Source organism: Amycolatopsis sp. cg5 (assembly GCF_041346955.1).
In the GTDB taxonomy this organism is placed as follows: domain Bacteria; phylum Actinomycetota; class Actinomycetes; order Mycobacteriales; family Pseudonocardiaceae; genus Amycolatopsis.
In genome coordinates this window covers 3,413,012-3,439,128 of record NZ_CP166849.1, presented here as the reverse complement: position 1 = coordinate 3,439,128, position 26,117 = coordinate 3,413,012, and the positions used below count along the sequence as shown (strand labels likewise).

26 protein-coding genes are annotated in these 26,117 nt (G+C 69.2%); 10 read left to right on the top strand and 16 right to left on the bottom strand.

Annotated elements, in window-relative coordinates; genetic code table 11:
• Nucleotides 1-20 precede the first annotated feature (20 nt).
• Nucleotides 21-533 carry an NUDIX hydrolase gene (locus tag AB5J62_RS15725; RefSeq protein ID WP_370948952.1) on the top strand — a complete coding sequence of 171 codons (513 nt, stop codon included), beginning with the start codon at nucleotides 21-23 and terminating at the stop codon, nucleotides 531-533.
• On the opposite strand, the gene AB5J62_RS15720 is transcribed toward AB5J62_RS15725, so the two are convergent.
• Genes AB5J62_RS15720 through AB5J62_RS15710 form a run of 3 tightly spaced genes read right to left on the bottom strand, consistent with a single transcriptional unit; the run spans nucleotide 530 to nucleotide 2,438 of the window.
• Nucleotides 530-1,114: a hypothetical protein gene (locus AB5J62_RS15720; RefSeq protein WP_370948951.1), complete on the bottom strand. Its 585-nt coding sequence runs from the start codon at nucleotides 1,112-1,114 to the stop codon at nucleotides 530-532. The two genes, AB5J62_RS15725 and AB5J62_RS15720, sit on opposite strands and share 4 nt — an antisense overlap.
• A 23-nt stretch (nucleotides 1,115-1,137) precedes the next feature.
• Nucleotides 1,138-2,088 (bottom strand): aldo/keto reductase, encoded by a 951-nt coding sequence (locus AB5J62_RS15715; RefSeq protein WP_370948950.1) that lies wholly within the window; start codon nucleotides 2,086-2,088, stop codon nucleotides 1,138-1,140.
• Nucleotides 2,089-2,108: 20 nt separating this feature from the next.
• Nucleotides 2,109-2,438: a hypothetical protein gene (locus tag AB5J62_RS15710; protein WP_370948949.1), complete on the bottom strand. Its 330-nt coding sequence runs from the start codon at nucleotides 2,436-2,438 to the stop codon at nucleotides 2,109-2,111.
• Nucleotides 2,439-2,555: 117 nt separating this feature from the next.
• Here AB5J62_RS15710 and AB5J62_RS15705 point away from each other — a divergent pair, with 117 nt between their 5' ends.
• Nucleotides 2,556-3,467 carry a DMT family transporter gene (locus tag AB5J62_RS15705; RefSeq protein WP_370948948.1) on the top strand — a complete coding sequence of 304 codons (912 nt, stop codon included), beginning with the start codon at nucleotides 2,556-2,558 and terminating at the stop codon, nucleotides 3,465-3,467.
• A 91-nt stretch (nucleotides 3,468-3,558) separates the two neighbouring features.
• On the opposite strand, the gene arc is transcribed toward AB5J62_RS15705, so the two are convergent.
• Entirely contained in the window at nucleotides 3,559-5,370 is a 1,812-nt protein-coding gene (gene arc, locus AB5J62_RS15700) for a proteasome ATPase (RefSeq protein WP_370948947.1), read from the bottom strand.
• Between the two features lie 402 nt (nucleotides 5,371-5,772).
• On the opposite strand from arc, the gene AB5J62_RS15695 reads away from it, so the two are divergent.
• Nucleotides 5,773-6,666, top strand: coding sequence for a hypothetical protein (locus tag AB5J62_RS15695; protein ID WP_370948946.1), 894 nt, complete (start codon nucleotides 5,773-5,775; stop codon nucleotides 6,664-6,666).
• Nucleotides 6,639-7,136, top strand: coding sequence for a hypothetical protein (locus AB5J62_RS15690; RefSeq protein WP_370948945.1), 498 nt, complete (start codon nucleotides 6,639-6,641; stop codon nucleotides 7,134-7,136). The genes AB5J62_RS15695 and AB5J62_RS15690 overlap by 28 nt, the downstream gene beginning before the upstream one ends.
• Here the strand turns inward: AB5J62_RS15690 and AB5J62_RS15685 are convergent.
• Together AB5J62_RS15685 and AB5J62_RS15680 are read right to left on the bottom strand one after the other, a co-directional pair.
• Nucleotides 7,133-7,960: a tRNA (adenine-N1)-methyltransferase gene (locus AB5J62_RS15685; RefSeq protein WP_370950272.1), complete on the bottom strand. Its 828-nt coding sequence runs from the start codon at nucleotides 7,958-7,960 to the stop codon at nucleotides 7,133-7,135. The two genes, AB5J62_RS15690 and AB5J62_RS15685, sit on opposite strands and share 4 nt — an antisense overlap.
• Before the next feature lie 50 nt (nucleotides 7,961-8,010).
• Complete coding sequence (locus AB5J62_RS15680; protein WP_370948944.1) at nucleotides 8,011-9,162, bottom strand: site-2 protease family protein; 1,152 nt, start codon at nucleotides 9,160-9,162, stop codon at nucleotides 8,011-8,013.
• Nucleotides 9,163-9,271: 109 nt separating this feature from the next.
• On the opposite strand from AB5J62_RS15680, the gene AB5J62_RS15675 reads away from it, so the two are divergent.
• From AB5J62_RS15675 to AB5J62_RS15665, 3 genes are read left to right on the top strand one after another with little or no spacing between them, the layout of a single operon-like run.
• A complete protein-coding gene (locus AB5J62_RS15675) occupies nucleotides 9,272-10,159 on the top strand; it encodes a RecB family exonuclease (RefSeq protein ID WP_370948943.1) in 888 nt (295 codons plus the stop codon).
• Entirely contained in the window at nucleotides 10,159-10,944 is a 786-nt protein-coding gene (locus tag AB5J62_RS15670; RefSeq protein WP_370948942.1) for a thioesterase family protein, read from the top strand. Before AB5J62_RS15675 ends, AB5J62_RS15670 begins: the two co-directional genes overlap by 1 nt.
• 52 nt (nucleotides 10,945-10,996) lie before the next feature.
• Entirely contained in the window at nucleotides 10,997-11,932 is a 936-nt protein-coding gene (locus tag AB5J62_RS15665; protein ID WP_370950271.1) for a ParA family protein, read from the top strand.
• Between the two features lie 82 nt (nucleotides 11,933-12,014).
• On the opposite strand, the gene AB5J62_RS15660 is transcribed toward AB5J62_RS15665, so the two are convergent.
• Complete coding sequence (locus AB5J62_RS15660) at nucleotides 12,015-13,685, bottom strand: hypothetical protein (protein WP_370948941.1); 1,671 nt, start codon at nucleotides 13,683-13,685, stop codon at nucleotides 12,015-12,017.
• A 3-nt stretch (nucleotides 13,686-13,688) separates the two neighbouring features.
• On the opposite strand from AB5J62_RS15660, the gene AB5J62_RS15655 reads away from it, so the two are divergent.
• Together AB5J62_RS15655 and AB5J62_RS15650 are read left to right on the top strand one after the other, a co-directional pair.
• Nucleotides 13,689-13,913 (top strand): hypothetical protein, encoded by a 225-nt coding sequence (locus AB5J62_RS15655; RefSeq protein ID WP_370948940.1) that lies wholly within the window; start codon nucleotides 13,689-13,691, stop codon nucleotides 13,911-13,913.
• A gap of 69 nt (nucleotides 13,914-13,982) precedes the next feature.
• The gene (locus AB5J62_RS15650) at nucleotides 13,983-14,696 is read left to right on the top strand and encodes a hypothetical protein (protein WP_370948939.1); all 714 of its coding nucleotides are present in this window, start codon (nucleotides 13,983-13,985) and stop codon (nucleotides 14,694-14,696) included.
• Here AB5J62_RS15650 and AB5J62_RS15645 read toward each other — a convergent pair.
• The 7 genes from AB5J62_RS15645 to metH form a co-directional block, all read right to left on the bottom strand.
• Nucleotides 14,693-15,616 carry an AEC family transporter gene (locus AB5J62_RS15645; RefSeq protein ID WP_370948938.1) on the bottom strand — a complete coding sequence of 308 codons (924 nt, stop codon included), beginning with the start codon at nucleotides 15,614-15,616 and terminating at the stop codon, nucleotides 14,693-14,695. The genes AB5J62_RS15650 and AB5J62_RS15645 overlap by 4 nt on opposite strands.
• Nucleotides 15,613-16,458, bottom strand: a complete 846-nt coding sequence (gene hisG, locus AB5J62_RS15640) for an ATP phosphoribosyltransferase (RefSeq protein ID WP_370948937.1) — start codon at nucleotides 16,456-16,458, stop codon at nucleotides 15,613-15,615. Before hisG ends, AB5J62_RS15645 begins: the two co-directional genes overlap by 4 nt.
• A gap of 14 nt (nucleotides 16,459-16,472) precedes the next feature.
• Nucleotides 16,473-16,736, bottom strand: a complete 264-nt coding sequence (locus AB5J62_RS15635; protein ID WP_091292903.1) for a phosphoribosyl-ATP diphosphatase — start codon at nucleotides 16,734-16,736, stop codon at nucleotides 16,473-16,475.
• A 44-nt stretch (nucleotides 16,737-16,780) separates the two neighbouring features.
• Complete coding sequence (locus AB5J62_RS15630; RefSeq protein ID WP_370948936.1) at nucleotides 16,781-17,275, bottom strand: methylated-DNA--[protein]-cysteine S-methyltransferase; 495 nt, start codon at nucleotides 17,273-17,275, stop codon at nucleotides 16,781-16,783.
• Nucleotides 17,276-17,285: 10 nt separating this feature from the next.
• Nucleotides 17,286-18,728, bottom strand: a complete 1,443-nt coding sequence (locus AB5J62_RS15625; protein ID WP_370948935.1) for a DNA-3-methyladenine glycosylase 2 family protein — start codon at nucleotides 18,726-18,728, stop codon at nucleotides 17,286-17,288.
• 123 nt (nucleotides 18,729-18,851) lie between these two features.
• Nucleotides 18,852-19,520: an HAD family hydrolase gene (locus tag AB5J62_RS15620; RefSeq protein ID WP_370948934.1), complete on the bottom strand. Its 669-nt coding sequence runs from the start codon at nucleotides 19,518-19,520 to the stop codon at nucleotides 18,852-18,854.
• Nucleotides 19,521-19,528: 8 nt separating this feature from the next.
• Entirely contained in the window at nucleotides 19,529-23,092 is a 3,564-nt protein-coding gene (gene metH, locus AB5J62_RS15615) for a methionine synthase (RefSeq protein ID WP_370948933.1), read from the bottom strand.
• Nucleotides 23,093-23,131: 39 nt separating this feature from the next.
• Between metH and AB5J62_RS15610 the strand changes: the two genes are divergently transcribed.
• Nucleotides 23,132-24,040, top strand: coding sequence for a PAC2 family protein (locus AB5J62_RS15610; RefSeq protein WP_370948932.1), 909 nt, complete (start codon nucleotides 23,132-23,134; stop codon nucleotides 24,038-24,040).
• Here AB5J62_RS15610 and AB5J62_RS15605 read toward each other — a convergent pair.
• Both AB5J62_RS15605 and AB5J62_RS15600 read right to left on the bottom strand, forming a co-directional pair.
• The gene (locus AB5J62_RS15605; protein ID WP_370948931.1) at nucleotides 24,033-24,923 is read right to left on the bottom strand and encodes a phosphotriesterase; all 891 of its coding nucleotides are present in this window, start codon (nucleotides 24,921-24,923) and stop codon (nucleotides 24,033-24,035) included. The two genes, AB5J62_RS15610 and AB5J62_RS15605, sit on opposite strands and share 8 nt — an antisense overlap.
• Before the next feature lie 94 nt (nucleotides 24,924-25,017).
• A complete protein-coding gene (locus AB5J62_RS15600) occupies nucleotides 25,018-26,097 on the bottom strand; it encodes a C40 family peptidase (protein ID WP_370948930.1) in 1,080 nt (359 codons plus the stop codon).
• Nucleotides 26,098-26,117: the final 20 nt, after the last annotated feature.

Genomic DNA, 26,117 nt, shown 5'->3' with positions numbered 1-26,117 from the left:
GCCACTGCGATGATGGCCGCGTGTCTGCCAGTGACGAACTCGTTGCCCTCTATGACCCCGCTGGAGCAGTGGTCGGAAGCGCACCCAGGAGGGTGATGCGCGCCGAAGGTCTGTGGCACGCCTCGGGCGTGGTGCTGGTCCGTTCGGGCGACGGAACCGCCGTCTACGTGCATTTGCGCGCCCCTGACAAGGATGTCTATCCCGGTACGTGGGACTGCTGGGCGGGCGGTGTCGTCGCGGCCGGTGAGACGCCCGCCGAGTGCGCGACCCGTGAACTCGCCGAAGAACTCGGCATCTCAGGAGTAAGCCCGGTCCCGCTCTTCGTCGACGTTTACCAAGACGGCACGATCCGCTGTCACAACTTCGCCTTCGAAGTGCGCTGGGACGGGCCGGTTGTTCATCAGCCCGAGGAGATCGTCGACGGCCGCTGGATGCCGCTGGACGAGCTGCGGGCCTGGGTCGACGATCCGGACAGCCCGTTCATCCCGGACGGCCGCCAGGGCATCCGGGAGTGGTTCCGCCGCTTCGGCTAGCGGATCTTCTCGCCGAGGATCGGCGCGAGCCGCTTGGCGGTGTCGAGCGCACGCGTCGGCGTGCTCGCGGTGACCTGCAGGCCGAGCACGTACGGCTGCCAGGCGACCAGCACCGTGCACGTGTCGCCCTCGCAGGAGACACGCTGGGCCGAGGCGCGCGCCACCTTGGGGATGGTGCGCTCCTGCCCGTCGCAGGTGAAGTCCTTGAGCACGTCCGCGCCGGAGCCGTAGTGCGTGACCCGCTGGACCAGCGACGCGCCGGACGAGTACTGCCAGTGCTCGTCCTTCGTCGTGCCCTCCGGCAGTTCGGCCAGGCAGCCGGTGACCGGCTTGTTCGCCACCCGGTGCACGCCTTCGTCGGACAGGTCGTCGTCGGTCAGCCCGGGGAAGGTCGCCGGATTCGGCTTGGGCGGCGGCAGGAGCGACGAGGACGGCGCCGGCGGCTTCGGAGCCGGGGCGCTCGGCTTCGCGGCCGGCGCCGGGTCGTCGTAGTAGGTGTCGAGGTCGTTCGGCCGGTCGGCGCAGCCCGACAATCCCAGCACTGCCACCGCGGCGACGGCCGCGACTCCCCGATGACGCATGGCGAGGAGGGTAGTCGAGCCGCTCACTGCCATCGCAGGGAGGATCGGTTCGCCCAGTAGCCACCGGCGGATTCACGGAAACCACACAGCAGCGCCAAATCGCCGGCGCCGAGGTCGAGTCCGGCGCCTCGAAGATTCGACGCGAGCTGTGCCGTGCTCGCCGGTCCGACGAGCACGGTCGACGCCCACGGCTGAGCCAGCACGGCAGCCACCGCGACCGCGTCCGGCGTGACGTTCCGGTCGCTCGCGAACGCCGCGATGACGGGCGGCGGGTCGACGACCAGCCTGCCGTTGGCCAGGGTTTCCTTGACCAGCACGGAATTCCCGGCTTCGGCCGCCTCGGCGAGCGCGTCGCCTGCCGACTGTTCGAGCAGGTTCCAGGTCGACTGGACGGAGGTGAAGACGGGACACCCTTGCGCCGTCAGCTCGAACGCGCGGCGAATCGTGTCGGCCTGCGCCGGTCCCGACGTGGAGAAACCGACACGCACGCCCTCATCGGCCAGCGCCGCCATCGCTTCCACCAACGCTTGGTCGTCGAAGAGCGGGCTGTCCGCGGTCAGCGAATGCACTTGGTAGAGCGCGAGTACATCGCCGAGACGCTCGCGGCTCTCCGTCCACTGTGCACGGAAACGGGCGAGCGAATGCTCTTTGGCCTCGTGCACTTCCGCGTCGAGCCGCCAGCCGCCGACGTACGCGTAACCCCATTTGCTCGACACCGTCACGCCTTCGGGCCGCCGCTCGGTCAGCCAGTCGGCGAGGAACTCCTCAGCCAGCCCGTACGACCGCGCGGTGTCGATCCAGCGGACCCCGGCTTGATAAGCGGCGTCGAGCACCTCGTGCGTCGCGCCCCGCATGGCCTCGATGTCACGGCTGGGCGGGAGCTGGTCCGCCCGGCCGACGTTGATGTAGGCGGGGCGGCCGAGCGCGGCCAGCCCAAGCCCGACCCTGGCCAGCGAGTGCGTGGAAGTGGACACCTCAGCACCTTAACGGGCGACTAGGCCTCGTGCCTGCGCAGGATTTCGAGCCACTGGCCCGAATTCTGGACCTGCCTGTGCAGTTTTTCCAGCCGCGCGGCGGGCGCGCGCACATACCCCTTGCCGAAGACCGGCGCGATCTGGCGCAGGCTGGCGCCCTCCTCGCGCGCGGCGAGCAGCAGCCAGTCGGACGCGTTCGCGCACGCCGTCGACGCCTGCCGGAACTCGCCGAGCAGGCCGATGATCGAGTCGGCGTCCAGCTCGCCCCGCCGGACCGCCTCCGTGGCGTTTTCCAGCCACGCCAAGACATCCGCGGACGTGATCGGCGCGCTCATCCTGTGCTCATCCATGCCCCGCAGTATAGGTCGTTATACGTCCAGCGGGCGCCACGCCACGCCGGGAGACCTTGGACACCCATGTCCGAAATCCGCTGGCATCGGAAGTGCCTTGCCCCGTTGACTGTCACCATGACCGGCAACATCGGGATCGCGCTGCGATTCGGCCTGCTCGCGACGCTGTGGGGCGCGAGCTTCCTCTTCATCAAGGTCGGTCTCACCGGCCTCTCCCCCAGTCAGGTCGCGCTCGCCCGCCTCGCCTTCGGCGCGCTCGCGCTGGCGTTGATCGTCCTGATCCAGCGCCCGCGCCTGCCCCGCGAACCGGTCATCTGGGGGCATTTCGCCGTGATGGGCCTGTTGATGTGCGTGATCCCGTTCCAGCTCTTCGCCTGGGCCGAAACCCGCATCTCCTCGGGGCTCGCGAGCATCTTCAACGCGACGACGCCACTGCTGACCGTGCTCATCGGTGGCGTCATCCTGCGACAGGAACGCCTCACCCGCGGCGCCACGATCGGCCTCGGTTTCGGCTTCGCCGGCGTGCTCACGATCGTCGGCGTCTGGAACGGCCTCGGCAGCGCCGACCTGCTCGGGCAACTCGCCTGCCTCGGCGCGGCGACCTGTTACGGCACGTCGTTCGTCTACATGCGCCACTTCCTCGGCAAGCGCCACATCGAGCCGACCGTGCTCGCCTTCGGGCAGGTCACGCTCGGCACGGTCATGATGCTCGCGCTCAGCCCGCTGGTGGCCACGGGGCCTGTCCACCTGAACCTCGCCGTCGCGCTCAGCATGGCCGCGCTCGGCGCGCTCAGCACGGGTGTCGCCTACATCTGGAACGCCCGCATCATCGTCGCCTGGGGCGCCACCAACGCGGCCGCGGTCACCTACCTCACGCCGGTCGTCGGCGTCGTGCTCGGCGTGGTCGTCCTGCACGAACCCCTGACCTGGAACCAGCCCGCCGGCGCGCTGCTGGTCATCCTCGGCATCCTGGCCGCCCACGGCCGCCTCACCCTCAAGCGCCGCAGGCCAGCGGTCGTGAGTGTTTAGACCGGTTAGAACCGGCCGTACCACTCACGACCCCCACGCATGACGAAACGCCCCGTTCGCAGGCTGCGAACGGGGCGTTGCGTACGGGGTCTTACAGGTACTGGCCGGTGTTCGTGGCCGTGTCGATCGCCCGGCCGGAGTCCGTGTTCTTGCCGGTGACGAGCGTGCGGATGTAGACGATCCGCTCGCCCTTCTTGCCGGAGATACGGGCCCAGTCGTCCGGGTTGGTGGTGTTCGGCAGGTCCTCGTTCTCCGCGAACTCGTCGACGATCGCGTCCAGCAGGTGCTGCACGCGCAGGCCGGGCTGGTTGGTCTCCAGCACGGACTTGATCGCCGACTTCTTCGCCCGGTCCACGATGTTCTGGATCATCGCGCCCGAGTTGAAGTCGCGGAAGTACAGGACTTCCTTGTCACCGTTGGCGTAGGTGACCTCGAGGAACCGGTTCTCGTCGGTCTCCTCGTACATCCGCTCGACGGTGTGCTGGATCATCGCGTCGATCGTGGCCTTGGTGTCGCCACCGAACTCGGCCAGATCGTCTTGATGGATGGGCAACCCGGTGAGCAGGTACTTGGAGAAGATGTCCTTGGCGCCTTCGGCGTCGGGACGCTCGATCTTGATCTTGACGTCGAGCCTGCCCGGCCGCAGGATCGCCGGGTCGATCATGTCCTCGCGGTTGGAGGCGCCGATGACGATGACGTTCTCCAGCCCCTCGACACCGTCGATCTCCGAGAGCAGCTGCGGCACGATCGTCGTCTCGACATCGGACGACACGCCGCTGCCACGGGTGCGGAAGATCGAGTCCATCTCGTCGAAGAACACGATCACCGGCGTACCTTCGGACGCCTTTTCCCGCGCCCGCTGGAAGATCAGGCGGATGTGCCGCTCGGTCTCGCCGACGAACTTGTTGAGCAGCTCGGGACCCTTGATGTTGAGGAAGTAGGACTTCACTTCCTTGGCCGTGCCGTCCTCACCCTTGGCCGCCGCGACCTTCTTCGCCAGCGAGTTGGCGACGGCCTTGGCGATCAGGGTCTTACCGCACCCGGGAGGACCGTAGAGCAGCACGCCCTTCGGCGGCCGCAGCTGGTACTCCAGGTACAGGTCGGCGTGCAGGAAGGGCAGCTCCACCGCGTCGCGGATCTGCTCGATCTGCCTGCTCAGGCCACCGATGTCCTCGTACTGGACGTCGGGGACCTCTTCGAGCACGAGGTCCTCGACCTCGGCCTTGGGCACCCGCTCATAGGCGTACCCCGCCTTCGAGTCGACCAGCAGCGAGTCGCCCGGCTTGAGGGGCTGATCCGCCAACGGGTCGGACAGGAAGACCACTCGCTCTTCGTCGGCGTGCCCGACAACGAGACCGCGGTATGGACCGCCGTCCTGCTCCGGGGCCAGCACCTCGCGCAGTGCGCACACCTCGCCCGTGCGCTCGAAGCCGCCGCCCTCCACCACGGTCAGTGCTTCGTTGAGACGAAGCGCCTGGCCACGCTGCAGTGACTCGACCTCGACCGCGGGTGAGACCGAAACCCGCATCCTGCGCCCGGCGGTGAACACGTCGACCGTGCCATCCTCGAACGCTTCCACGAAAACGCCGTAACCACTCGGTGGTTGGGCGAGCCGGTCCACTTCCTCACGGAGAGCGAGCAACTGGCCTCGAGCCTCACGGAGGGTCTCGACCAGCTTCGTGTTGCGCTCAGTGAGTTGGCTCACACGTTCCGACGCCTCGGCGAGTCGCTGTTCGAGAACGCGGTTCTGCCTAGGCGAGTCCGTCAGCTTACGACGCAGGAGGGCCACTTCCTCTTCGAGGAAACGGACCTGCCGCGCTTGTTCGTCCGACGTGATTCCAGCTCCAGTCGTTTCTGAAGGGTCGGCATCTTCATGCCGACCTCCGGGAAGGTCATGGTGCATCGGGCACCTCCTCGGAGTGCTTTTCAGTCCACGGTACCGGCGATCACCGACAATAAAAGTCCTTTCCGCATCACAGGATCGGCGCGTCGCCCTTTCGACCTTGCAACAGCACGGAGATTTCCCAAGCACAAGAGTCCAATACGGTGCACGAAGAACACCTCCGATCACTACCGTCCGTGCGCCGGGATTGCGCACGATTCGCGAGATCCACTCACCGGGACCCGGCCACCGGAACACTCCACGGCCGGTGCGGGAACCGGCGCGCCGTCCTGCGCGTCGCAGCACTGATACCCAGCGCCAGTGGCACCTAACCGCGCGGGCGAGCGTGCCCGTGGTTAGCATCGGGCCACGTTCCGCTTGGGGCCGACCAGGTGTTTCACGCCAGCCAGTCAGGGAGCTTTGATGACCTACCCGCCGCAGCAGCCAGGTCCGTACGGGCAGCAGCCGGGACCGTACGGACAGCAGCCGGGACCGTACGGACAGCAGCCTGGCGGCGGTTACCCGCCGAGCGGCCAGCAACCGCAGCAGGGCGGCTATCCGCCCGCCCAGCCGCCCCAGCAGCCGCAATGGGGCCAGCAGGGCGACCAGTGGGGCCAGCAGCAGCCCGCGCAGCAGCCTCAGTGGGGCCAGGAGCAGCCGCAGTGGGGCCAGCAGGGTGGTTACCCCGGCGGCACCCAGCAGTTCCCGCAGGGCGGCGACCAGTGGGGCCAGCAGCAGGGCGTCTATCCGGGTGGTTTCGGTGTCGACCCCGAGCCGCCGAAGAAGAAGACCGGCCTGATCGTCGGCATCGCCATCGCCGCGGTCGTGGTGCTCGGCGGCGCGGCGGGCCTGATCATCTGGCTGAACAACGACGACGGCAAGACCAACGACGTCGCCACCAGCCAGACGCCCGGCCCGTCCTCGCCGGCGCCCGGCCCCGGGGGCAACCCCAGCTCGAAGAAGCCGTCCGCGACCGGTTCGCCGTCCGCCACCGGCAGCGCGAAGCCGACCGGCTCGGCGGGCCCGGCGCCCGGCGGCAAGCCGAGCGCGCAGGAGATGGCCGACGGTGTCGTCGCCGCCATCAACGCGCACGACGGCAAGGCGCTGGGCAGCGCGGCGTGCCGCAGCGCGAACCAGAAGGACGACCTCCCGGTGAACCCGACCGCGCAGGCCGAGTCGACCGGCGCGCCGGTCGAGACCGGCGACACCGCGAAGGCGCCGATCAAGGCGACCTTCGACGGCAAGTCCCAGAACGGCGTGATCAAGCTGAAGAAGGAAGCCGGACTCTGGTGCTACAACGGGCTGGCGGACAGCTGAGCCCAGCCTCGTCACCGGGCAGGAAGCGCCTCTACGCGGGGCTCGTCCTGCTCGGTGTCGTCGTGGCCGGTGTGCTCACCGGCCTGCTGCTGATCGGCCCGCGCGAGCCGGAACCGGCGCCGTCCGCGCCACCGCCGCCACGCCCGGCACCGACGTCGACGCTGACCAGCCCGTCGCTGGTCGAGAGCGAGCTCGTCGCGACCGGGCAGGCGATCGCCGCGGCGATCACCCAAGCCGATTCGGCCGCGTTCGGGAAACTCGCCTGCGAACCGCAGAGTCCCGCCGCGCTGAAACAACTTCAGGACAAATGGGACACAGCGGGCACTGTCACCGCGACGATGGTGCAGCCGGTGAAGGTCGCAGGCGAACGCGCGACCATCACCATCCACGTCGAAAGCGGCAACGGCGGCAAAAAGGACACCGATTTCCCGATCCGCAAGAAAGCGGATCGGTGGTGCATCCCGGGTTAAGCGCCCTTGCTCGGACGCCGCTGCACGCGCGGCGAGACGACGCCATCGGCGAGGCGGCGCGCGGTCAGCAGGAACGCGGTGTGCGCGACCATCCGGTGATCGGGGCGCACGGCCAGGCCGACCACGTGCCACGGCCGCATCAGCGTTTCCCACGAGTCCGGCTCGGTCCAGCACTGCTGCTCACGCAACGCCTCGGTGATCCGGGAGAGCTGGGTCACCGTCGCGACGTAGACGGTCAGCACGCCGCCGGGCACGAGGTTCTTCGCGACCGTCGGCAGCTGGTCCCACGGCGCGAGCATGTCCAGCACGACCCGGTCGACCTGGCCCTCGTGCGAGGACAGGTCGTCGACCGTCAGCGACCAGTTGTCCGGCTTGCTGCCGAAGAACCGCTTGACGTTGCGCTCGGCGTGCTCGGCGTGGTCGTCGCGGATCTCGTACGACTGGACGGTCCCGGTCGGCCCGACCGCGCGCAGCAGCGAGCAGGTCAGCGCGCCGGAGCCTGCCCCGGCTTCGAGCACGCGCGCGCCGGGGAAGATGTCGCCCCACATGACGATCTGCGCGGCGTCCTTCGGGTAGATGACCTGCGCGCCGCGCGGCATCGAGAGGACGTAGTCGGGCAGCAGCGGGCGCAGCGCGAGGTAGGACGTGCCGCCGCCGGAGACCACGATCGAGCCTTCCGGCAGTCCGACGACGTCGTCGTGCAGCAGCGCGCCGCGGTGGGTGTGGAACTCCGCGCCGGGTTCGAGCACCATCGTGTAGTGCCGCCCCTTCGGGTCCGTCAACTGAACCCGGTCCCCCACCTGAAACGGTCCACTGACCGACACTCGAACCTCCAACGACGAAACGTGACGTCTGATCGTCGCAGGTCGCCGAGTCAGCCGGGCAAGTGCCCCGACATCGCGGCACGCAGGTCCTCGCGGCGCAGCACGCCCGCGGGCCTGCCCTCGTCGTCGACCACCAGGAACTGCCAGGCCGGGGTTTCCCGCACCCGTTCGGCGATCTCCTCGCCCGGCTCGGAGGCGAGCAGCACCGTCTCCGCGCGGATCGGCTCCGCGGCGAGTTCGGCAGGCGAGAGCGGGCTTTCCGCCGCGAGCCGCTGAGCGGCCGTTTCGTCGAGCAGCCCGGCCGCGACACCGTCCGCGCGCACCAGCATCACACCACGCCCCGCCGACGCGGCGAGCGCGTCCGCGACCGGGCTTTCGGCGGGCAGCTGGAGAACGGGCCGGATCAGCTGGGCGAGCGCGAGGCCTTCCGGCCAGCTGCGCCTGCTCTCGGCGGCGAGCTCACCGCTCGCGCCCATCGCGACGAACCACGCTGTGACGACACACACGCCGAGCCGCAGCCAGCGGTCCTCGGCGCCCGCCGCGAGTCCCCACAGCGCCCAGACCATCAGCCCGAACGCGACCAGCCCGCCGCCGACGACCGCGGCCTTGGTGCCGTTGGCGCGCTTGCCGGTGATCGCCCAGACGCCGGCGCGCAGCATCCGGCCGCCGTCGAGCGGCAGCCCCGGCAGCAGGTTGAACACGCCGACCGCGAAGTTCGCGACCGCGCATTCGGCGACCAGCAGCCACGCCGACCCGCCGGACGGCACGGCCAGCATGAGCACCGCGCAGAACGCGCCGAGCCCGAGCGAGACGATCGGGCCGGCCGCCGCGACGAGGCCTTCCTGGCCCGGCTTGCGCGGCGTGCGCGCGACTTCCGAGACGCCGCCGAGCAGGAACAACCGCAGCCGCCGGACCGGGATGCCGAGCCGCAGCGCGACGAGACAGTGGCCAAGTTCGTGTGCCAGTACGGAAAGCCCGAGCAGGATCGCGAAGGCCGCCGCGAGCAGCCACGACGTCGTCATCGACGCGCCGGGCAGCAGCCTGCCGACCAGTGGCGCGTAGAGCACGACCACGACCAGCGAGCCGATCCACCACGAGGGCGCCAGCAGCACCGGCACCCCGTCGACCCGGAACAGGAGCAGCCCGCCGTCCAGCACGGATCGCCGATGCGAACCCGCGCCCTGCTGACTGGTGGCTGCCACGTCAGAAGCCTACGGGCCGCCGTGTGGGAGTCGAGTGATCTCGATGGGCGCGATCGGGTGAGGTGTTGCGGTCCCCGAACCTGTCGGTGGTGGGAGATACGCTCGCCCCATGTCGCAGAGCACCGAGGTGAGTGAACCGACGACGGGACCGGTCGCGCGCAGGCGTCCGGCGCTGTCGCCGTCACGCGCCAGCGACTTCAAGCAGTGCCCGCTGCTGTACCGCTTCCGCGCGGTCGACCGGCTGCCCGAAGTGCCGACGAAGGCGCAGCTGCGCGGCACGCTGGTCCATTCGGTGCTGGAGAAGCTGTTCGCGCTCCCCCAGCCGGATCGGCTGCCCGCGCGGGCGAAGGAGCTGCTCGAACCGGCGTGGGCGGAGCTGTCGGCCGAGCGGCCCGAGTGGACCGAGCTGTTCGCCGAGGACAAGCCGGAGCAGGTCGGCAAGTGGCTGGAGTCGGCGCTCAAGCTGATCGACACCTACTTCGGCCTCGAGGACCCGACCAGGTTCGAGCCGGAGGCGTGCGAGCTGCACGTCGAGATCGAGCTGGGCTCCGGGGTGCTGCTGCGCGGGTACGTCGACCGGGTCGACGTCGCGCCGACCGGTGAGATGCGCGTGGTCGACTACAAGACCGGCGCCGCGCCGCGCGAGATCGGCGAGGCGAAGGCGTTGTTCCAGATGAAGTTCTACGCGGTCGTGCTGTGGCGGCTGCGCGGGATCGTGCCGCGCCAGCTCAAGCTGATGTACCTCACGGACGGGCAGTCGCTGGCGTACACGCCGGACGAGGCGGAGCTGCTGCGCTTCGAGCGGACGCTGGAAGCGATCTGGCAGGCCATTCTCAAGGCGGGCAAGACCGGCGACTTCCGGCCGAACCCGAGCAAGCTGTGCGGCTGGTGCGATCACCAGGCGCGCTGCCCGTCGTTCGGCGGCACGCCGCCGGAGTATCCGGGCTGGCCGGAGCCGGACGCGGGCGACGAGACCCCGATAGACAGGGCGGACTGATGGCCGACGCGTTCTTCCTGCCGCTCGGCGACGGGCGGTTCCAGCCGACCGCGCACACGGCCGGGCCGTGGAACCCCGACGCCCAGCACTTCGGGCCCCCGTCGGCGCTGCTCGTGCGCGCGCTCGAAGGTGTCGAAGGCGCGCAGGGCAAGCAACTCGCGCGGGTAACCGTCGAGATTCTCGGCCCGGCGCCGCTGACGGAACTGACCGTCAGCGCTGGTCTGGACCGCCCCGGCCGCTCGGTCGAGCTGCTCTCGGCGGAGCTGCGCGACGGCAGCCGCACGGTCGCGCGCGCGTCGGCGTGGCGTATCTCCACTTCGGACACCGACGAGATCACCGCGAACCTGGCCGAACCGCTGCGACCGCTGCCGGACGACGCGCCGGAGGCCCAGTGGCCGGAGGGCTGGCACGGCGGCTACCTCGAAGCGATGGAGTTGCGGGCCGTGCGCGGTGGTCCGGACCAGCCGGGCGCCTGCGCGGTGTGGGGCCGCCCGCGCGTCGAGCTCGTCGACGGCGAGAAGATCAGCCCGTTGCAGCGGCTGTTCACCTTCGCCGACTCCGGCAACGGCGTGTCCAACTTCCTCGATCCGCGCCGCTGGTGGTTCATCAACACCGACCTGACGGTCCACCTGGTCCGCACCCCGGAGGGCGACTGGATCGGCCTCGACGCGCGGACCACCGTCGGCGCGCACGGGCTCGGCACCGCGACCAGTACGCTGCACGATCTGTCAGGGCAGGTAGGAACGGGGGCGCAGGCGCTGTTGGTCCGAACCCGTGCGGGCTGACCGTAGATCGAATACCCTTCGCGCCAACCACGAACCAGGGAGCATGCCCAGAATGCAGATCACCTCGGTGGTCAACCAGAAAGGCGGGGTCGGCAAGACCTCGCTCAGCGTCGGCGCGGCGGCGGCGCTGGCCGAGCGCGGACGGCGCGTCCTGCTCATCGACCTGGACCCCCAGGGCCACGCCACCACGGAGATGCTCGGCCTGTCCGAAGCACCCGCCGAGGCGCCGAGCCTGGCGAAAGCGCTCACCAAGATCTGGAAGGGCCCGGTCGAAGAGCTGATCGTGCCGCATCCCCGCAGCAACGTCGGCCGGGGCGGCTGTTTCGACGTCATCCCGACCTCGCCGGGGATGTTCGACCTCATCCGCAGGCTCGACCAGTTCCGGGTGCCCGGCTGGCAGCTCGCCAGGGTCCTGCAGTTCGCGAACTACGACCACATCGTCATCGACTGCCCGCCCGCGCTCGACGTGCTTACCAACAACGCGCTCGCCGCTTCGCACGGCATCCTGGTCCCGGTCCAGCCAGACCGCACCAGCATCCGCGCGCTCCGGTTGCTCAACGACCAGGTCAACTACGTCCAGCAGACGGTCAACCGGCCCCCGATCGCCTACTTCGGCATCGTCCCCGGCCTGTACCGCCGCCCGATCTCGCACTACGCGGCGGCGGCGTTGCAGGAGCTCTACGGCTTCGGCATCCCGATGCTGTCCCACATCCCGCTCGGCGTGGTGATGAACGAGGCCGCGGCGCACGGCGTCCCGGTGACCACCTACGCCCCGGAGACCATCCAGGCGGTCTCGTTCCGCGAGATCGCGGAGACGCTCGACGGGTACTACGCCCAGCGCCCGCAGCCCGCGGTGATCCCCGCCGAAGAGGACTTCATCTTCGAGGACTTCATCACCCAGGTCTCCCAAGCCCGCAACACCAACGACAACGGCGCCCGCAAAGGCCTCTACGACCTCATGCCCAAACGCCCGCGCCCCCCGCACTGACCGCGATAAAGCCCGCTTTACTCCCCGGGATAAAGCGGGCTTTATCCCGCGAAGTAAAGCCCGCTTTATCCCGGTCCTGACCTCAGGCTGAGCCGATCACGGTCAGGTCCGCCCACAGGGTGACCACGCTCTTTCTGGTGCGGTGCAACAGGTCGTCGAGCAGCGCGAGGCTCGCCGAGTCCCTCGTCACCTTGCCGAGGCGCGTCGCTTCGCGGGCGCTGTCGTGCACGGTCTCCAGCAGATGCGGCTGGACGATGATCACCTTGGTGTGATCGCTGGGCACCCGGACGCGCAGCTCGTCGAGGAACTCCGCACCTGCCACCCGCACGCCGTCGTGCCAGGCCGCGCGGGTTTCGAGCAGCTTCCCGTCGAAGCGGGCGAGCAGCTCGTCGGTCCGCAGCCGCCGGACGTTCTTGACCGTCTGGCTCACCACTTCCTCGAAGGCGGTCACCGCGATGCGGCGATCGGCACTGAGGTTGCCTGCCGCCTTGACGTGGATCGCGGTCAGCGTGCCGTCTTCGGCGAGGTGCAGGAAGTCCGCTACCTCGCCTGCGCCGTCGTCGCACAGGAGCCAGCCCTGGTCGAAGGTCTTGACCACCCAGGCGAACAACGAGTCGTCGCCGGGCTGACCGATCGCGTCGTGGAGCGACTTCCCCTTGCCGAACGTGGGCTTCTCCTTCGTGACCCGGTGACCGGTGAAATCCGCGAACCTGAGGTTCGGGAACGGATCCGACTTGAGGTTCTCCCGGAAGACCTGGCGGTTGTTGAACGCGTGGCCGGATTGGTAGTGCACGGTCAGCAGGTCACCGTCACCGATGGCCTCCTTGATCCGCCTGGCGATCTGCTCCGCGCTGGGCGCTCCCGAGTACCGCACGTCGAGCTGGACGCCGTCGCCGACCTTGCTCGGCTTGATCAGCAGCGTGCCCGCGGCCGAGCCGTCGAGACCGACTTCGACGAGCGCGCCCGGAGAGCCCGAGACCTCACGCACCTCGAGTATCGCTGACCGGAGCAGCTCGGCGCGCTCGGCCAACTCCTCGTCCGCCTCCTCGTCATCGACGTCCGCCACCGAAATCTCGAAGGCGCCCCACACTTTGCCGAGGTCGGTTTCGGGGATGGCGAGTTCGGCGAACGGCGGCTCCGGTTCCGCTTCGCTCACCAGCGCTTTTTCGAGCATGTCGAGCGCTTCGCCCGCGGCGGCCAGGAACATCGGGAAATCGGAGGTCCGCTTCCAGGAAATGGTCGACTTGCCGGGGTTCACCGTGATCACGTCACGCAGCAACGCCTTTTCGTCCACCGGCTCGTAGAAGAACTTGGCCGCGGCCAGCGCGAACGTGCTGTCGTCCAGCCCGTCCAAGGTGTCCTGCACCCGCTGCCCGCCGAGCGCCTTGCTGTCCGGCTTGCTCACCCGCCGCCGGTGCATCCCGCGCATCCACACCATCCGCGCGTCCCCGTTGAACGTCGCGGCCAGCACCGGCTGCGCGACGAACCGGAACGTCCCCGTCCGCCGCACCCAGGTCTGCAACCGTTCGGAACTCGGCACATCCCCGTACACCGCGACCAGCCGATTCCGCCGCAGCGCCATGATCAACTGCTGGCACACGTCGGCCAGCCCGGACTCCTTGCTCGCCCAGCCAGGCACCCGCACCAGTTCCCTGGCGATGAAGAACAGCCCGTCGAACCCGAAGTCGCCGAGCACGCCGACCTCGTCGACCACCTCCCTGGCGCCGACGGTCCGTTCCGACCAGACATTCACCTCATGGGCGCGGCCACGGTCATTCGCCGTTTTCCGCAGAAAGCGCTGGAACTGTTTGAAGGCAACATCGACATCGTCACCGACGCATTCGAGAACGGTGATAGACAGAAAGGGATTCACGTCCGCCAGGTGAAGCTCGCGGGGTTTCGAAAAGGAGGTCGTCATAGCCCGGAGAACGTAGTCCCGCAAATCGGGAAAACCAGGTTCTCGCGCAAGCTGGCACGTTAATGTCCAGTGCCATGAATACCCGTGAATTGTCAATTTTCGCGAGCGCCGCGTGTTTGCTATCGTCTTCGGGTGCATGACGACGACCAGGCCACGCAGGTTCACCCGCCGCTGGGGACGCTTCCGATGCTTCCCCCGGAGCCAGGCCACGCGCACGCCGAGTCGTCGTTGTCGTGGACTCCCCTGGCTGAGGCCCTTCCGGTCGTCTGGCGCTCCGAACTGACCGCCCACCCGCAGGGAGCCACCGTCGAACTGCACCTCGTGCCGGTCGACCCCGGTTTCCGCCACGAGGAACTCGGCAGCGTCTCCCTGACCGAACTTGGCCGCGCGCAAGGGTTTTTCAAGGCGTCCGAAGGACTCGAGGTCAGCTCATCGGATGACGTGACGTGGGCACATTCCACCGATCGGGCGACAGGAACCGGCATCGCGGTGCACCGGTCCGGTCAGCGGTCGTGCTGGTTCCAGTTGCCGCGCGAGCAAATCGGTTCGGTCATCGACGAGGACGACCTGAGCACGCATCTGCGCGGAATGCTCGCACTGCTCACCGAAATCGAGCTGCCACTCGCGGATTCGGTCGCGCCGACGATCGGGCTGGACCCGGTCGGCCTGGTGCGGCTGGGCCGCCCTGATCCGGCCGCGGCCGACCAGCACGCGATTCCGCTTCAGGAACGGGTTCGCATCCGGTTCGACGCCGAAGAGTCCATCCCGGCGGAAGCACTGCGTCATTCGGCGAACGCCGTCGCGGACGAGCTCATCGCACGCCTCGCCTCAGCGCTGCACAACTAGCTCAGCAGCGCCGCGATCACGGAAAGCGTTGCCATGGACAGCAAAGTCGTGATCAACACCGCGTCGCGGGTGAAGCGGCTGTCGATCGCGTACTGACTCGTCGCGATGAAGATGTTCTGCGCCGTGGGCAAGGCCGAGCACAGCACCGCGGCGAGCATGACCGGCTGCGGCAGGCCCAAAGCCAGCCCGACACCCAAAGCGACCAGCGGCTGCGCGATCACCTTCAGCACCACGACCATGGTCAGTTCGCCGCGGCGGGGTTCGCCCGTGACGACGGTCTTGCCGGGGTTCAAAGACATGCCCAGCGCCAAAAGCGCGGTGGCGACACCGGCGTTGCCGAGTGTGTGGATCGGCTGCATCAGCAGGTCAGGCAGATGCAAGCCGGTCGTGCCGACCAGCACGCCGAGCAGCGACGCCGCGATGACCGGGTTGCGGACCGGGAGCATGAGCAGCGCGCGCAGGCGGGAGCTTTCGCCGCGTGGGACGTCGGACTCCAGGAGGCCGAGCATGAGCGGCATCATGCCCAGCGACTGGATCAGCAGGACCGAGACGATGAACGACGAGCCGCCCAGCACCTGCAGGGCGACCGGGATGCCGAGGTTGCCCGCGTTCGTGTAGCAGGCGGCCATGCCGGTGACGACGCCTTCGCCGCGCTTGCGGCGGAAGACCCAGCGCGAGAGCACCGCGGCGGTGATGCCCACCGCCGCGGTGCCCGCGACGAACGCGAGCAGTCCCGGGTTGACCAATGCCGAGAAGGAGGTGCTGGTCAGGGTGCTGAAGACCACCGCGGGCATGGCGACGGTGAACGCGAACCGGGTCAACACCTGGTCCGCGCGGTCGCCGAGCACCGCGAAGCGGCTCAGCAGGTACCCGAGCCCGGTGATCGCCCAGATGGGGGCGAACGCCGGGAGGACACTCACAGCCGGCAGGAGCGGATGTCCGAGGCCAGTACCGCTTTGGCGCCGAGTTCGGCGAGTTCGTCCATGATCTGGTTGACCTGCTTGCGCGGGACCATCGCGCGGACGGCGACCCAGTCTTCGTGCGCGAGCGGGGCGACGGTCGGCGACTCGAGGCCTGGGGAGACCGCGATGGCCTTTTCGAGCAGCACGCGGGGGCAGTCGTAGTCGAGCATCATGTACTGCTGCGCGAAGACGACGCCCTGCAGGCGCGCCGAGAGCTGGGCCTGTGCCTTGGTCAGCTCGCGGCCGGCGCGGTGCACGAGCACGCCCTCGGAGCGGCAGATGACGTCACCGAAGGCGACGAGGTTGTGCTGACGCAGGGTGCGGCCGGAGCCGACCACGTCGGCGACCGCGTCGGCGACGCCGAGCTGGATCGAGATCTCGACCGCGCCGTCGAGGCGGATGATCTCGGCCTCGATGCCGCGGGCGCCGAGGTCCTTGCGGACCAGCCTGGGGTACGAGGTCGCGAGGCGCTTGCCCTGCAGGTCCTCGACCTTCCACTCGCGGCCGGCGGGGGCGGCGTAGCGGAACGTCGAGCCGCCGAAGCCGAGCGAGAGGGTCTCGTCGACGGGGGCGCCGGAGTCCATCGCCAGGTCGCGGCCGGTGATGCCGAGGTCGAGCTCGCCGGAGCCGACGTAGATCGGGATGTCCTTGGGCCGCAGGTAGAAGAACTCGACCTCGTTGTGCGGGTCGAGCACGGTCAGGTCGCGAGCCTCATGGCGCTGCCGGTACCCCGCCTCACCGAGCATCTCCGAAGCGGAAACGGCGAGCGCTCCCTTGTTCGGCACGGCAACACGCAGCATCGGACTTCCCTCTTTCACAGGTAGCGGTAAACGTCCTCGATGGACAGACCACGGCCCAGCATCAGCACCTGGAGCCGGTACAGCAGCTGCGAGATCTCCTCGGCGAGCCGCTCGTCGGATTCGTGCTCGGCGGCGATCCACACCTCGCCGGCTTCTTCGAGCACCTTCTTGCCCTGCGCGTGCACGCCCGCGTCCAGCGCGGCGACGGTGCCGGAGCCGTCGGGGCGGGTACGCGCGCGCTCGGCAAGCTCGGCGAACAGCTCATCGAAGGTCTTCACACCGCCGATCCTTCCATCCGCGATTCCACCGGCTGGACCCGGCCTTAGAACAACGCCACCGGGCCGCGCTCGAAGTCCAGCAGAAAGCGCTTCCGCTCGATTCCGCCGCCGTAGCCGGTCAGGTCGCCGGTCGAGCCGACAACGCGGTGACAAGGCACGATGACGCTGATCGGGTTCTTGCCGTTGGCCAGCCCGACGGCCCGCGAGGCGCTGGGATTGCCGAGCCGCTGGGCGAGCTCACCGTAGGAAATCGTCTCGCCATATGGGATCTCGGCCAGTTCCGTCCACACGCGACGCTGGAACTCGGTGCCCGCGAACGTGATCGGCAGGTCGAATTCACGCCGCTGACCCGCGAAGTACTCCTTGAGTTGGCTTTCCACCCGCGCGAACAGCTCGGCGCCGTCGTCTTCCGGCCCGAATGTCTCGAACTTCGGGAGATGCCGCTGCTGCTCCATGTACAGCCCGGCGAGGGCGCCGTCCTGCGCGACGCACGTCAGCTTGCCGATCGGGCTGTCGAGCACGGCGTGGGTCCTGGTCATGTGTTTCTCCTTACGCGGGAAGGTAGTTGATGGGGTGGTCGCCGGTCGCCCAGAGGTGCTGTACGGCGTACGCGCGCCACGGCCGCCAGCGCGCGGCGTGCTCGTCGAGCTTCTCGATGCCGAGCGCCTTCGCCGCGAGCTTCACACCGAGGTCGTTGGGGATGAACGCGTCCGGGTCGCCGAGCGCGCGCATCGCGATCGTCTCGACCGTCCACGGGCCGAAACCGGGCAACTCGGTCAGCGCGGCCCGCGTGCGATCCCAGTCCGAACCGGCGCCGAGATCGAGGTCGCCCATGGTCTCGATCAAGGTGAGCAGCGTCCGGCGACGGGATTTCGGCATGGCCAGCGTCTCGGGATCCACCTCTTTGAGCGCTTCCGTGTCCGGGAAGAGGTGGGTCAGGCCGCCGTCCGGATCGTCGATGGGCTCGCCGTGCGCCTGGACCAGCCTGGCGGCGTGCGTGCGGGCGGCGGCGGTCGACACCTGCTGGCCGAGCACCGCGCGCACGGCGAACTCCTCGCCGTCGACCGTGCGCGGCACCCGGCGGCCGGGTTCCTTGGCCACCAGCGGCGCGAGCAGCGGGTCGCGGGACAGCAGCTCGTCGACGGCGACCGGGTCGGCGTCGAGGTCGAGCAGCCAGCGGCACCGGCTGATGGCCATCGAGAGGTCACGCAGGTCGGTCAGGGTGAGCTGGCAGCCGATGTGCTCCGGCAACGGCCGCAGCGCGACGACGCCGTGCCCGTGCGGCAGCCGCAGCGTCCGGCGATACGCGCCGTCACGCCACTCCTCGACACCCGGCACGCCGGTCGCGGCGAGATGCCCGAACAGGTTGTCCGGGCACAGCGGCGCGCGGAACGGCAGCCGCAGCGCGATCGTGCCGGTCGTGGCTTGCGCTTTCGTCCGGCGGCGCAGCTCGGTCGGCGACAGCGCGAAGACCTCGCGGACGGTGTCGTTGAACGTCCGGATGCTGGAGAACCCGGCCGCCAGCGCCAGATCGCTCATCGGCAGCGTGGTCGTCTCGATGAGCAGCCGGGCCGTCTGCGCCCGCTGCGACCTGGCCAGCGCCAGCGGCCCGGCGCCGAGTTCGGCGATCAGCTGCCGCTCGACCTGCCGCACGCTGTAGCCGAGCCTGCTCGCCAGTCCCGGCACGCCGTCGCGGTCGACGACGCCGTCCGCGATCAGCCGCATCGCCCTGGCGACCAGGTCGGCGCGCACGTTCCACTCCGGCGAGCCGGGACTCGCGTCGGGACGGCAGCGTTTGCAGGCCCGGAACCCGGCCTGCTGGGCCGCGGCCGCGCTCGGGTGGAACGTCATGTTCTCGGGCTTGGGCGGCACCACCGGGCAGCTGGGACGGCAGTAGATGCGCGTCGTCAGCACCGCGGTGAAGAACCACCCGTCGAAGCGGGCGTCCTTCGACTGGACCGCCCGCACACACCGCTCGAAGTCCTCATGCACCCCACCAGCATCACCCCTGCCGACGCCTCGCGCTGGCGAAAAAACGACATCGGCGTCGACGGGATAAAGCGGGCTTTACTCCGCGAGATAAAGCCCGCTTTATCCCCGGGAGTAAAGCGGGCTTTATCCCGGGTTCAGCAGGTCGCGGAGCTCGGGGACGCCGATGCCGGCCAGGGAGTCGCGGAAGACGCGGCGGGGGCCGGGGTCGACCGGGACGTCGTTCGGGACGACCAGGACGGTGCAGCCCGCCGCGGCCGCCGAGGCGGCGCCGGGCGGGGAGTCCTCGATGGCGACGCAGAGCTTCGGGTCGACGTCGAGGAGCTGCGCGGCCAGCAGATACGGCTTCGGGTGGGGCTTGTTGAGGCCGCCGACCTCGTCGCCGCACACGGTCACGTCGAAGAACTCACGCCCGATCGTGTGCAGCGCGAGCTCGGTCAGCGAGCGCTCGGTCGAGGTGACCAGCGCCGACGGGATGCCCGCGTTCCGCACCGCGGCGAGCGCCTCCCGGGCGCCGGGACGCCACGGCAGCGCGTCGTCGAACAGCCCGGCCGTGCGGTCGCGGATCCACTCCCCCGTCTCGGCGATCGCCTCCGGGGTCGCCGGCTTGCCGCACACTTCGAGCAGGTAGCTCGATGTGTCGTTCATGTTGGAGCCGACCAGCGTCATGCGCTGCTCTTCCGAGATGGTCCCGCCGAGCCACTCCGCGCACTCGTACAGCGCCACGTCCCACAGCTTCTCGGAATCGACCAGCGTGCCGTCCATGTCCCACAGCACGGCGGACAATTCGCTCACATTCACTCCTACGTGTTGAAGTACTTGGCTTCGGGGTGGTGGCAGACGATGGCGTCGGTCGACTGCTCGGGGTGCAGCTGGAACTCCTCGGACAGCTTGACGCCGATCCGCTCCGGCTCCAGCAGCTCGACGATCTTCGCGCGGTCTTCGAGGTCGGGACAGGCGCCGTAGCCGAGCGAGAACCGCGCGCCGCGGTAACCCAGCTTGAAGAAGTCCTCGACGTCTTCGGGGTCCTCATCGGACATCGCCGCGCCGCTGGAGAACCGCAGTTCCTGCCGGATCCGGCAGTGCCAGTACTCCGCGAGCGCCTCGGTGAGCTGCACGCCGAGACCGTGCACCTCCAGGTAATCCCGATACGAGTTGGCGGCGAACAGCTCGTTGGCGTAGTCCGCGATCGGCTGCCCCATGGTCACCAGGGTGAACGGGACGACGTCGACCTCGCCCGCCGCCAGCGCCAGTTCACGCGGGCGGTAGAAGTCGGCCAGGCACATCCGGCGGTCGCGCTTCTGCCGGGGGAAGCTGAAGCGCGTGCGCTCCGGCGCGTCCGGCGACGGCTCCGTCAGCACGACGAGGTCGTTTCCTTCGGCCACGCAAGGGAAGTAGCCGTAGACGACGGCCGCGTGCTGCAACAGCCCGTCGGTGGCGAGCCGGTCCAGCCAGTACCGCAGCCGCGGCCTGCCCTCGGACTCGACAAGGTCCTCATAGGACGGTCCGGCGCCGCCGCGCGCGCCCTTGAGGCCCCACTGGCCCATGAACGTCGCGCGCTCGTCGAGCATCGACGCGTAGTCGGCCAACGGCACGCCCTTGATCACCCGGCTGCCCCAGAACGGCGGCGACGGGACCAGGACGTCGGTCGCGACGTCCGAGCGAGCAGGCTGGTCCTCGATGGGATCTTCGGCTTCCAGCTTGGCTTTCCGCGCTTCCGCGATGCGCAGCGAACGCTCACGACGCGCCTTGCGCTCGGCGCGCTTGGCCTCCGCCTCGGCGTCGATGATCGGCGACTCGCCGCGCTTGGCTGCCATGATCGCGTCCATCAGCCGCAGGCCCTCGAACGCGTCGCGGGCGTAGCGGACATCGCCGAGGTACATCTCGGTGAGGTCGTTCTCCACATAGGACCGAGTCAGCGCCGCGCCGCCCAAAAGCACCGGCCAGCGCGCGGAAACGCCTCGGGAGTTCATCTCCTCGAGGTTCTCCTTCATGATCACCGTGGACTTCACCAGCAGGCCGGACATGCCGATCGCGTCGACGTTGTTCTCTTCGGCCGCTTCGAGGATCGTGGTGATCGGCTGCTTGATGCCGAGGTTGACCACCTCGTAGCCGTTGTTGCTCAGGATGATGTCGACGAGGTTCTTGCCGATGTCGTGCACGTCGCCGCGCACGGTCGCCAGCACGATGCGGCCCTTGCCGCTGTCGTCTTCCTTCTCCATGTGCGGTTCGAGGAACGCGACGGCCGCCTTCATCACCTCGGCCGACTGCAGCACGAACGGCAGCTGCATCTGCCCCGACCCGAACAGCTCGCCGACGGTCTTCATGCCGGACAGCAGGGTGTCGTTGATGATCTGCAGCGCCGGGCGCTCCTTGAGCGCGTCGTCGAGGTCGGCGTCGAGCCCGTTGCGCTCGCCGTCGACGATCCGGCGCTCCAGCCGCTCGAACAGCGGCAGCCGCGCGAGTTCCTCCGCGCGGGAGGCCTTGCTCGACGCGGCGCTGACGCCCTCGAACAGGGCCATCAGCTCCTGCAGCGGGTCGTAGCCCTCGCGGCGGCGGTCGTAGACCAGGTCGAGCGCGACGGCGCGCTGCTCGTCGGGGATGCGCGCCATCGGCAGGATCTTCGACGAGTGCGCGATCGCGGTGTCCAGCCCCGCCTGCACGCATTCGTGCAGGAACACGGAGTTCAGCACCTGGCGGGCCGCCGGGTTCAGCCCGAAGGACACATTGGACAGTCCGAGCGTGGTCCGCACGGCGGGGTAGAGCTTCTTGAGCTCGCGGATCGCGTTGATGGTCTCGATCGCGTCGCGGCGGACCTCCTCCTGCCCGGTGGAGATCGGGAAGGTCAGGCAGTCGACGATGATGTCCTCGACCCGCATGCCCCAGTTCTGGGTCAGGTCCTCGATCAGCCGCTTGGCGATCCGGACCTTCCACTCGGCGGTGCGCGCCTGGCCTTCCTCGTCGATGGTCAGCGCGACGACCGCGGCGCCGTGTTCCCGCACCAGCCGCATGATCCGCTGGAACCGCGAGTCGGGGCCGGCGCCGTCCTCGTAGTTGACCGAGTTGACCGCGCAGCGGCCGCCGAGCTGCTCCAGCCCGGCCTGCAGCACGGCGGGCTCGGTGGAGTCGAGCATGATCGGCAGCGTCGACGCGGTGGCCAGGCGACCGGCCAGCTCGGCCATGTCGGCGACGCCGTCGCGACCCACGTAGTCGATGCAGAGGTCGAGCATGTGCGCGCCGTCGCGGGTCTGGTCGCGGGCGATCTCGACGCAGTCCTCGAAGCGGCCTTCGAGCATCGCCTCGCGGAACTTCTTGGAGCCGTTGGCGTTGGTGCGCTCGCCGATCATCAGCACGCTGGCGTCCTGCTGGAACGGCACCGCCTGGTAGAGCGAGGACACGCCGGGCTCGGGACGCGGTCGCCGCGCGGCCGGCTGGAGGTCGGCGACGGCCGCGACCAGCTGGCGGATGTGCTCGTCGGTGGTGCCGCAGCAGCCGCCGACCAGCCCGACGCCGAACTCGCGGACGAACCCGGACAGCGCCTCGGCCAGTCCTTCCGGGCCGAGCGGGTAGACCGCGCCGTTCGGGCCGAGCTCGGGCAGGCCCGCGTTCGGCATCACCGAGAGCGGGACGCGGGCGTGCCGGGAGAGCTGGCGCAGGTGCTCGCTCATCTCGGCGGGGCCGGTGGCGCAGTTGAGGCCGATCAGGTCGATGCCGAGCGGCTCCAGCGCGGCGAGCGCGGCGTTGACCTCGGTGCCGAGCAGCATGGTGCCGGTGGTCTCGACGGTGATCGAGGCGATGATCGGGACCCGGCGGCCCTCGGCGGCCATCGCGCGGTGCGCGGCGATGATCGAGGCCTTGGTCTGGAGGATGTCCTGAGTGGTCTCGACGAGCACCGCGTCGACCCCGCCGGCGAGCAGGCCGCGGACCGATTCCTGGTACGCGTCACGCAGCGTGACGAACGGGGCGTGCCCGAGGGTGGGCAGCTTGGTGCCGGGGCCGACCGAACCGAGCACGAAACGAGAACGGTCCGGCGTCGAGAACTCGTCGGCGACCTCGCGGGCCAGTTTGGCGCCCTCGACCGACAGCTCGAAGATGCGCTCCGGGATGTCGTACTCGGCGAGGTTGGCGAAGTTCGTGCCGAACGTGTTGGTCTCGATCGCGTCCGCACCGGCCTCGAGATAACCACGGTGAACGCTCTTCACGACGTCCGGCCGGGTGACGTTGAGGATCTCGTTGCAGCCTTCGAGACCGGCGAAATCATCCAGCGAGAGGTCATGGGCCTGCAGTGCGGTCCCCATCGCACCGTCGGCCACCACGACCCGGGTTCGCAGTGCGTCGAGAAGCGGTGACGAAACACGATTGGACATACCCACCAGCTTACGGTGGCCTGGTCGTAGGCTGGTCAAGTGAGTGAGCCCGTCGACGAGACCCAGCAGCGCGAGAACGAGCACGCTGAGCGCCCAGACTTCACCGCCCCGCTGATGGTGGTGGCCTTCGAAGGCTGGAACGATGCAGGTGACGCGGCCAGCAGAGCCGTCGAGCACCTGCAGCTCAACTGGGATGCGACGCCGCTGGCCGAGTTGGAGCCAGACGACTACTACGACTTCCAGGTGAGCCGCCCCACAGTCCGCATGGTGGACGGGGTCACCCGGCGGGTGGATTGGCCGACGACCCGGCTGTCCGTCTGCCGCCCCGAGGCGCTCGACCGTGACGTCGTGCTCGTGCAAGGACCAGAGCCCAACATGCGCTGGCGCGCGTTCTGCGCGGAGCTGCTGGAGCACATCGAGCAACTGAAGGTGTCCACAGTGGTGACGCTCGGCGCGCTGCTGGCCGACACCGCGCACACCCGCCCGGTCCCGGTCACCGGGACGGCCTACGACGCGGAGGCCGCGACCAGGTTCGGCCTGGAGCGCAACCGGTACCAGGGCCCGACCGGCATCGTCGGCGTGCTGCAGGACTTCTGCGTGCAGGCAGGCATCCCGGCGGTGTCCATCTGGGCGGCGGTGCCGCACTACGTCTCGCACCCGCCGTCACCGAAGGCCACCCTCGCGCTGCTGCACAAGCTCGAGGACGTCCTCGACGTCGAGATCCCGCTCGGCGCGCTGCCGGAGCAGGCCGAGGAGTGGCAGCGGACGGTCAGCGAGATGGCCGAGGAGGACGACGAGATCTCGGAGTACGTCCGCTCGCTCGAAGAGCGCGAGGACGAGAACAACGAGGTCAACCCGGAGGATGTCAGCGGCGACAAGATCGCCGCCGACATCGAGCGCTACCTGCGGCGTCGCCGTCCCGGCCAGGAGGGCTTCGGGCCTAAGTAGGCCAGTCGAACGCGCGGGCGGGGTTGCCGACGAAGAAACTCTTCACGGCGGCCTCGCCCAGTTCTTTCTCCAGGCCGGGCTTGACGACCCTGAGCAGGTGCGGCATCCCCGGGTTGCCTCGCGCGGCGGCCGTCGTGGTGTCGCCGCCGAGCAGCACCTGATGGGCATGACCGGCTTCGGCGAGCGCGACGAGGGCGTCGAACAGCCGCCAGTCGGTCGCGTGGTTGGCGCGGCTCGGGCCGTCGAAGGCCAGGAACGCGCCCGCTTCGGCGGCCCGCCGGTGGACCCGGAAGTCCGGCGAGCGGTTCAGATGCCCGAGGATCACACGATCGGGTGGAACCTCCAGCCGTCCACAGAGGAGTTCGAGCACGTCGAGCGCGCCGGTCCCGAGTTCCAAGTGGACACCGATGGGCGCCCCGGTCGCCTTCGACGCCTCGGCCGCGGCGGTCATGGTGGCCGTGGCGTGGTCGTCGAGACCGTGGAACCCGCCGGCGACCTTGATCATGCCCGCCTTGATGTCGCCGCCTTCGATCCCCTGCGTCAGCTCGCTGGTGAAAATCTCGCTGAGCCGGTTCTTCACCTGGGCGAGCACGGCGGGCGGGGTGAACTCCGCCGCGTGCAGCCCGGTCGCGGCGATCACGTGCACCCCGGCCGCCTTCGACACCCAGGGCAGGTCGTCGGCCCGGCGCCCGAGCCCGTACGGCGTCCACTGCGCCACGGCTCCCCCGCCGAGCGCCGCGAACGCCTTGAGTTCGGCGGTCGCGGCGTCGGGGTCGTCGAGCTCCTGCCCCGGCAGCTTGGGCGTCGCCATGAAGAGGTGGTCGTGCGCGTTGCAGACGCCGAGCGTGCCGGCCGGAATGTCCCCCAGGACGGTCCTGATCACGAACCCGAGACTACCGGGATAAAGCGGGCTTTACTCCGCGATGTTTAGCGGGCTTTATCCCCGGGAGTAAAGCCCGCTTTATCCCAGTCCGGCGTCAGGGGAAGACGCGGATGACGTGGTTCATCCAGTTGGACTGGCCGTAGAGCGAGCGGATGTGGACGCTCTTGCCGTCGCGGGGCGGCGCGGATTCGAGGAGCTGGTTGCCGCCCAGGTAGAGCGCGACGTGGGTGGTGGACTCGGAGTCGTCGCCGTCGCCCCAGAAGATCAGGTCGCCCGCCTTCATCTGGCCGACCGGGACCCGGGTGCCCGCCTTGTACTGCTCACCCGTCCAGTAGCCGAGGTCGACCCCGGCGCCCTTCCAGAAGGCGTACAGCGTCAGGCCCGAGCAGTCGAAGCCGAACCGGTTGTAGTCGTCACCCTGAGCGGGATCGTTGTCCGGGTAGTGGTGGATGCCGTAGGACGGGCCGCCCTTGCCGCCGCCACCCCACGCGTAGTCGTACCCCTTGCCCACCATGGACTTCGCGGCCGCGATCACGCGGGCGATCTTCTCGGCGGAGGTACCGGTCCTGGGGCCCGCCGGGCCGGTGTTGCGGCCGTGCTCGCCGGTGTTGGACGGCGACTCGCCATCGGTGTCGCAGCGGGGAATGCCTGCCACGTAAGCGTTCGCGACGTACTGGTCGGGCACCCAGAGCGCATCGGCCGTGTAGTCCCAGATCGTGCCGCCCGCGGTGGCCTGGCACTGGACCGGCACCGAAGCACCGGCGAGGTACTTGTCGACGACCACGCCTGGCGCGTCCGATGAGTCTCCCTTGTGGACACGGCCGTTGAGATCCACCTTGGCGGGGAACGACTTCGGCAGCACGCACTGCGGCTGCGCGACACCGTTCGTTTCGACGTAGGCGCCGGGGATCCAGTATCCGTCGGAAGTGAGGTCCCAGACGGTGCTGCCGCCGTAGGACGGCCCGGTGTCCTGGCACACCAGCGAAACCTGGGTGCCCGCCGGATACTTGTCGGACACACGCTGCGCTCCGACGGGAACGTTGGGGTCCTTGACCGTGCGACCGTCCACAGTGGTCTTGACGGTGAACGCCTGCGCCGCCGAGGCGCCGGGCACCAGCCCGCCGAGGCCGATGCCCGCCACTAGTAGCGCGAGCGCGATCTTCCTTGCCGACATGGGATTCTCCTTATGAAAAA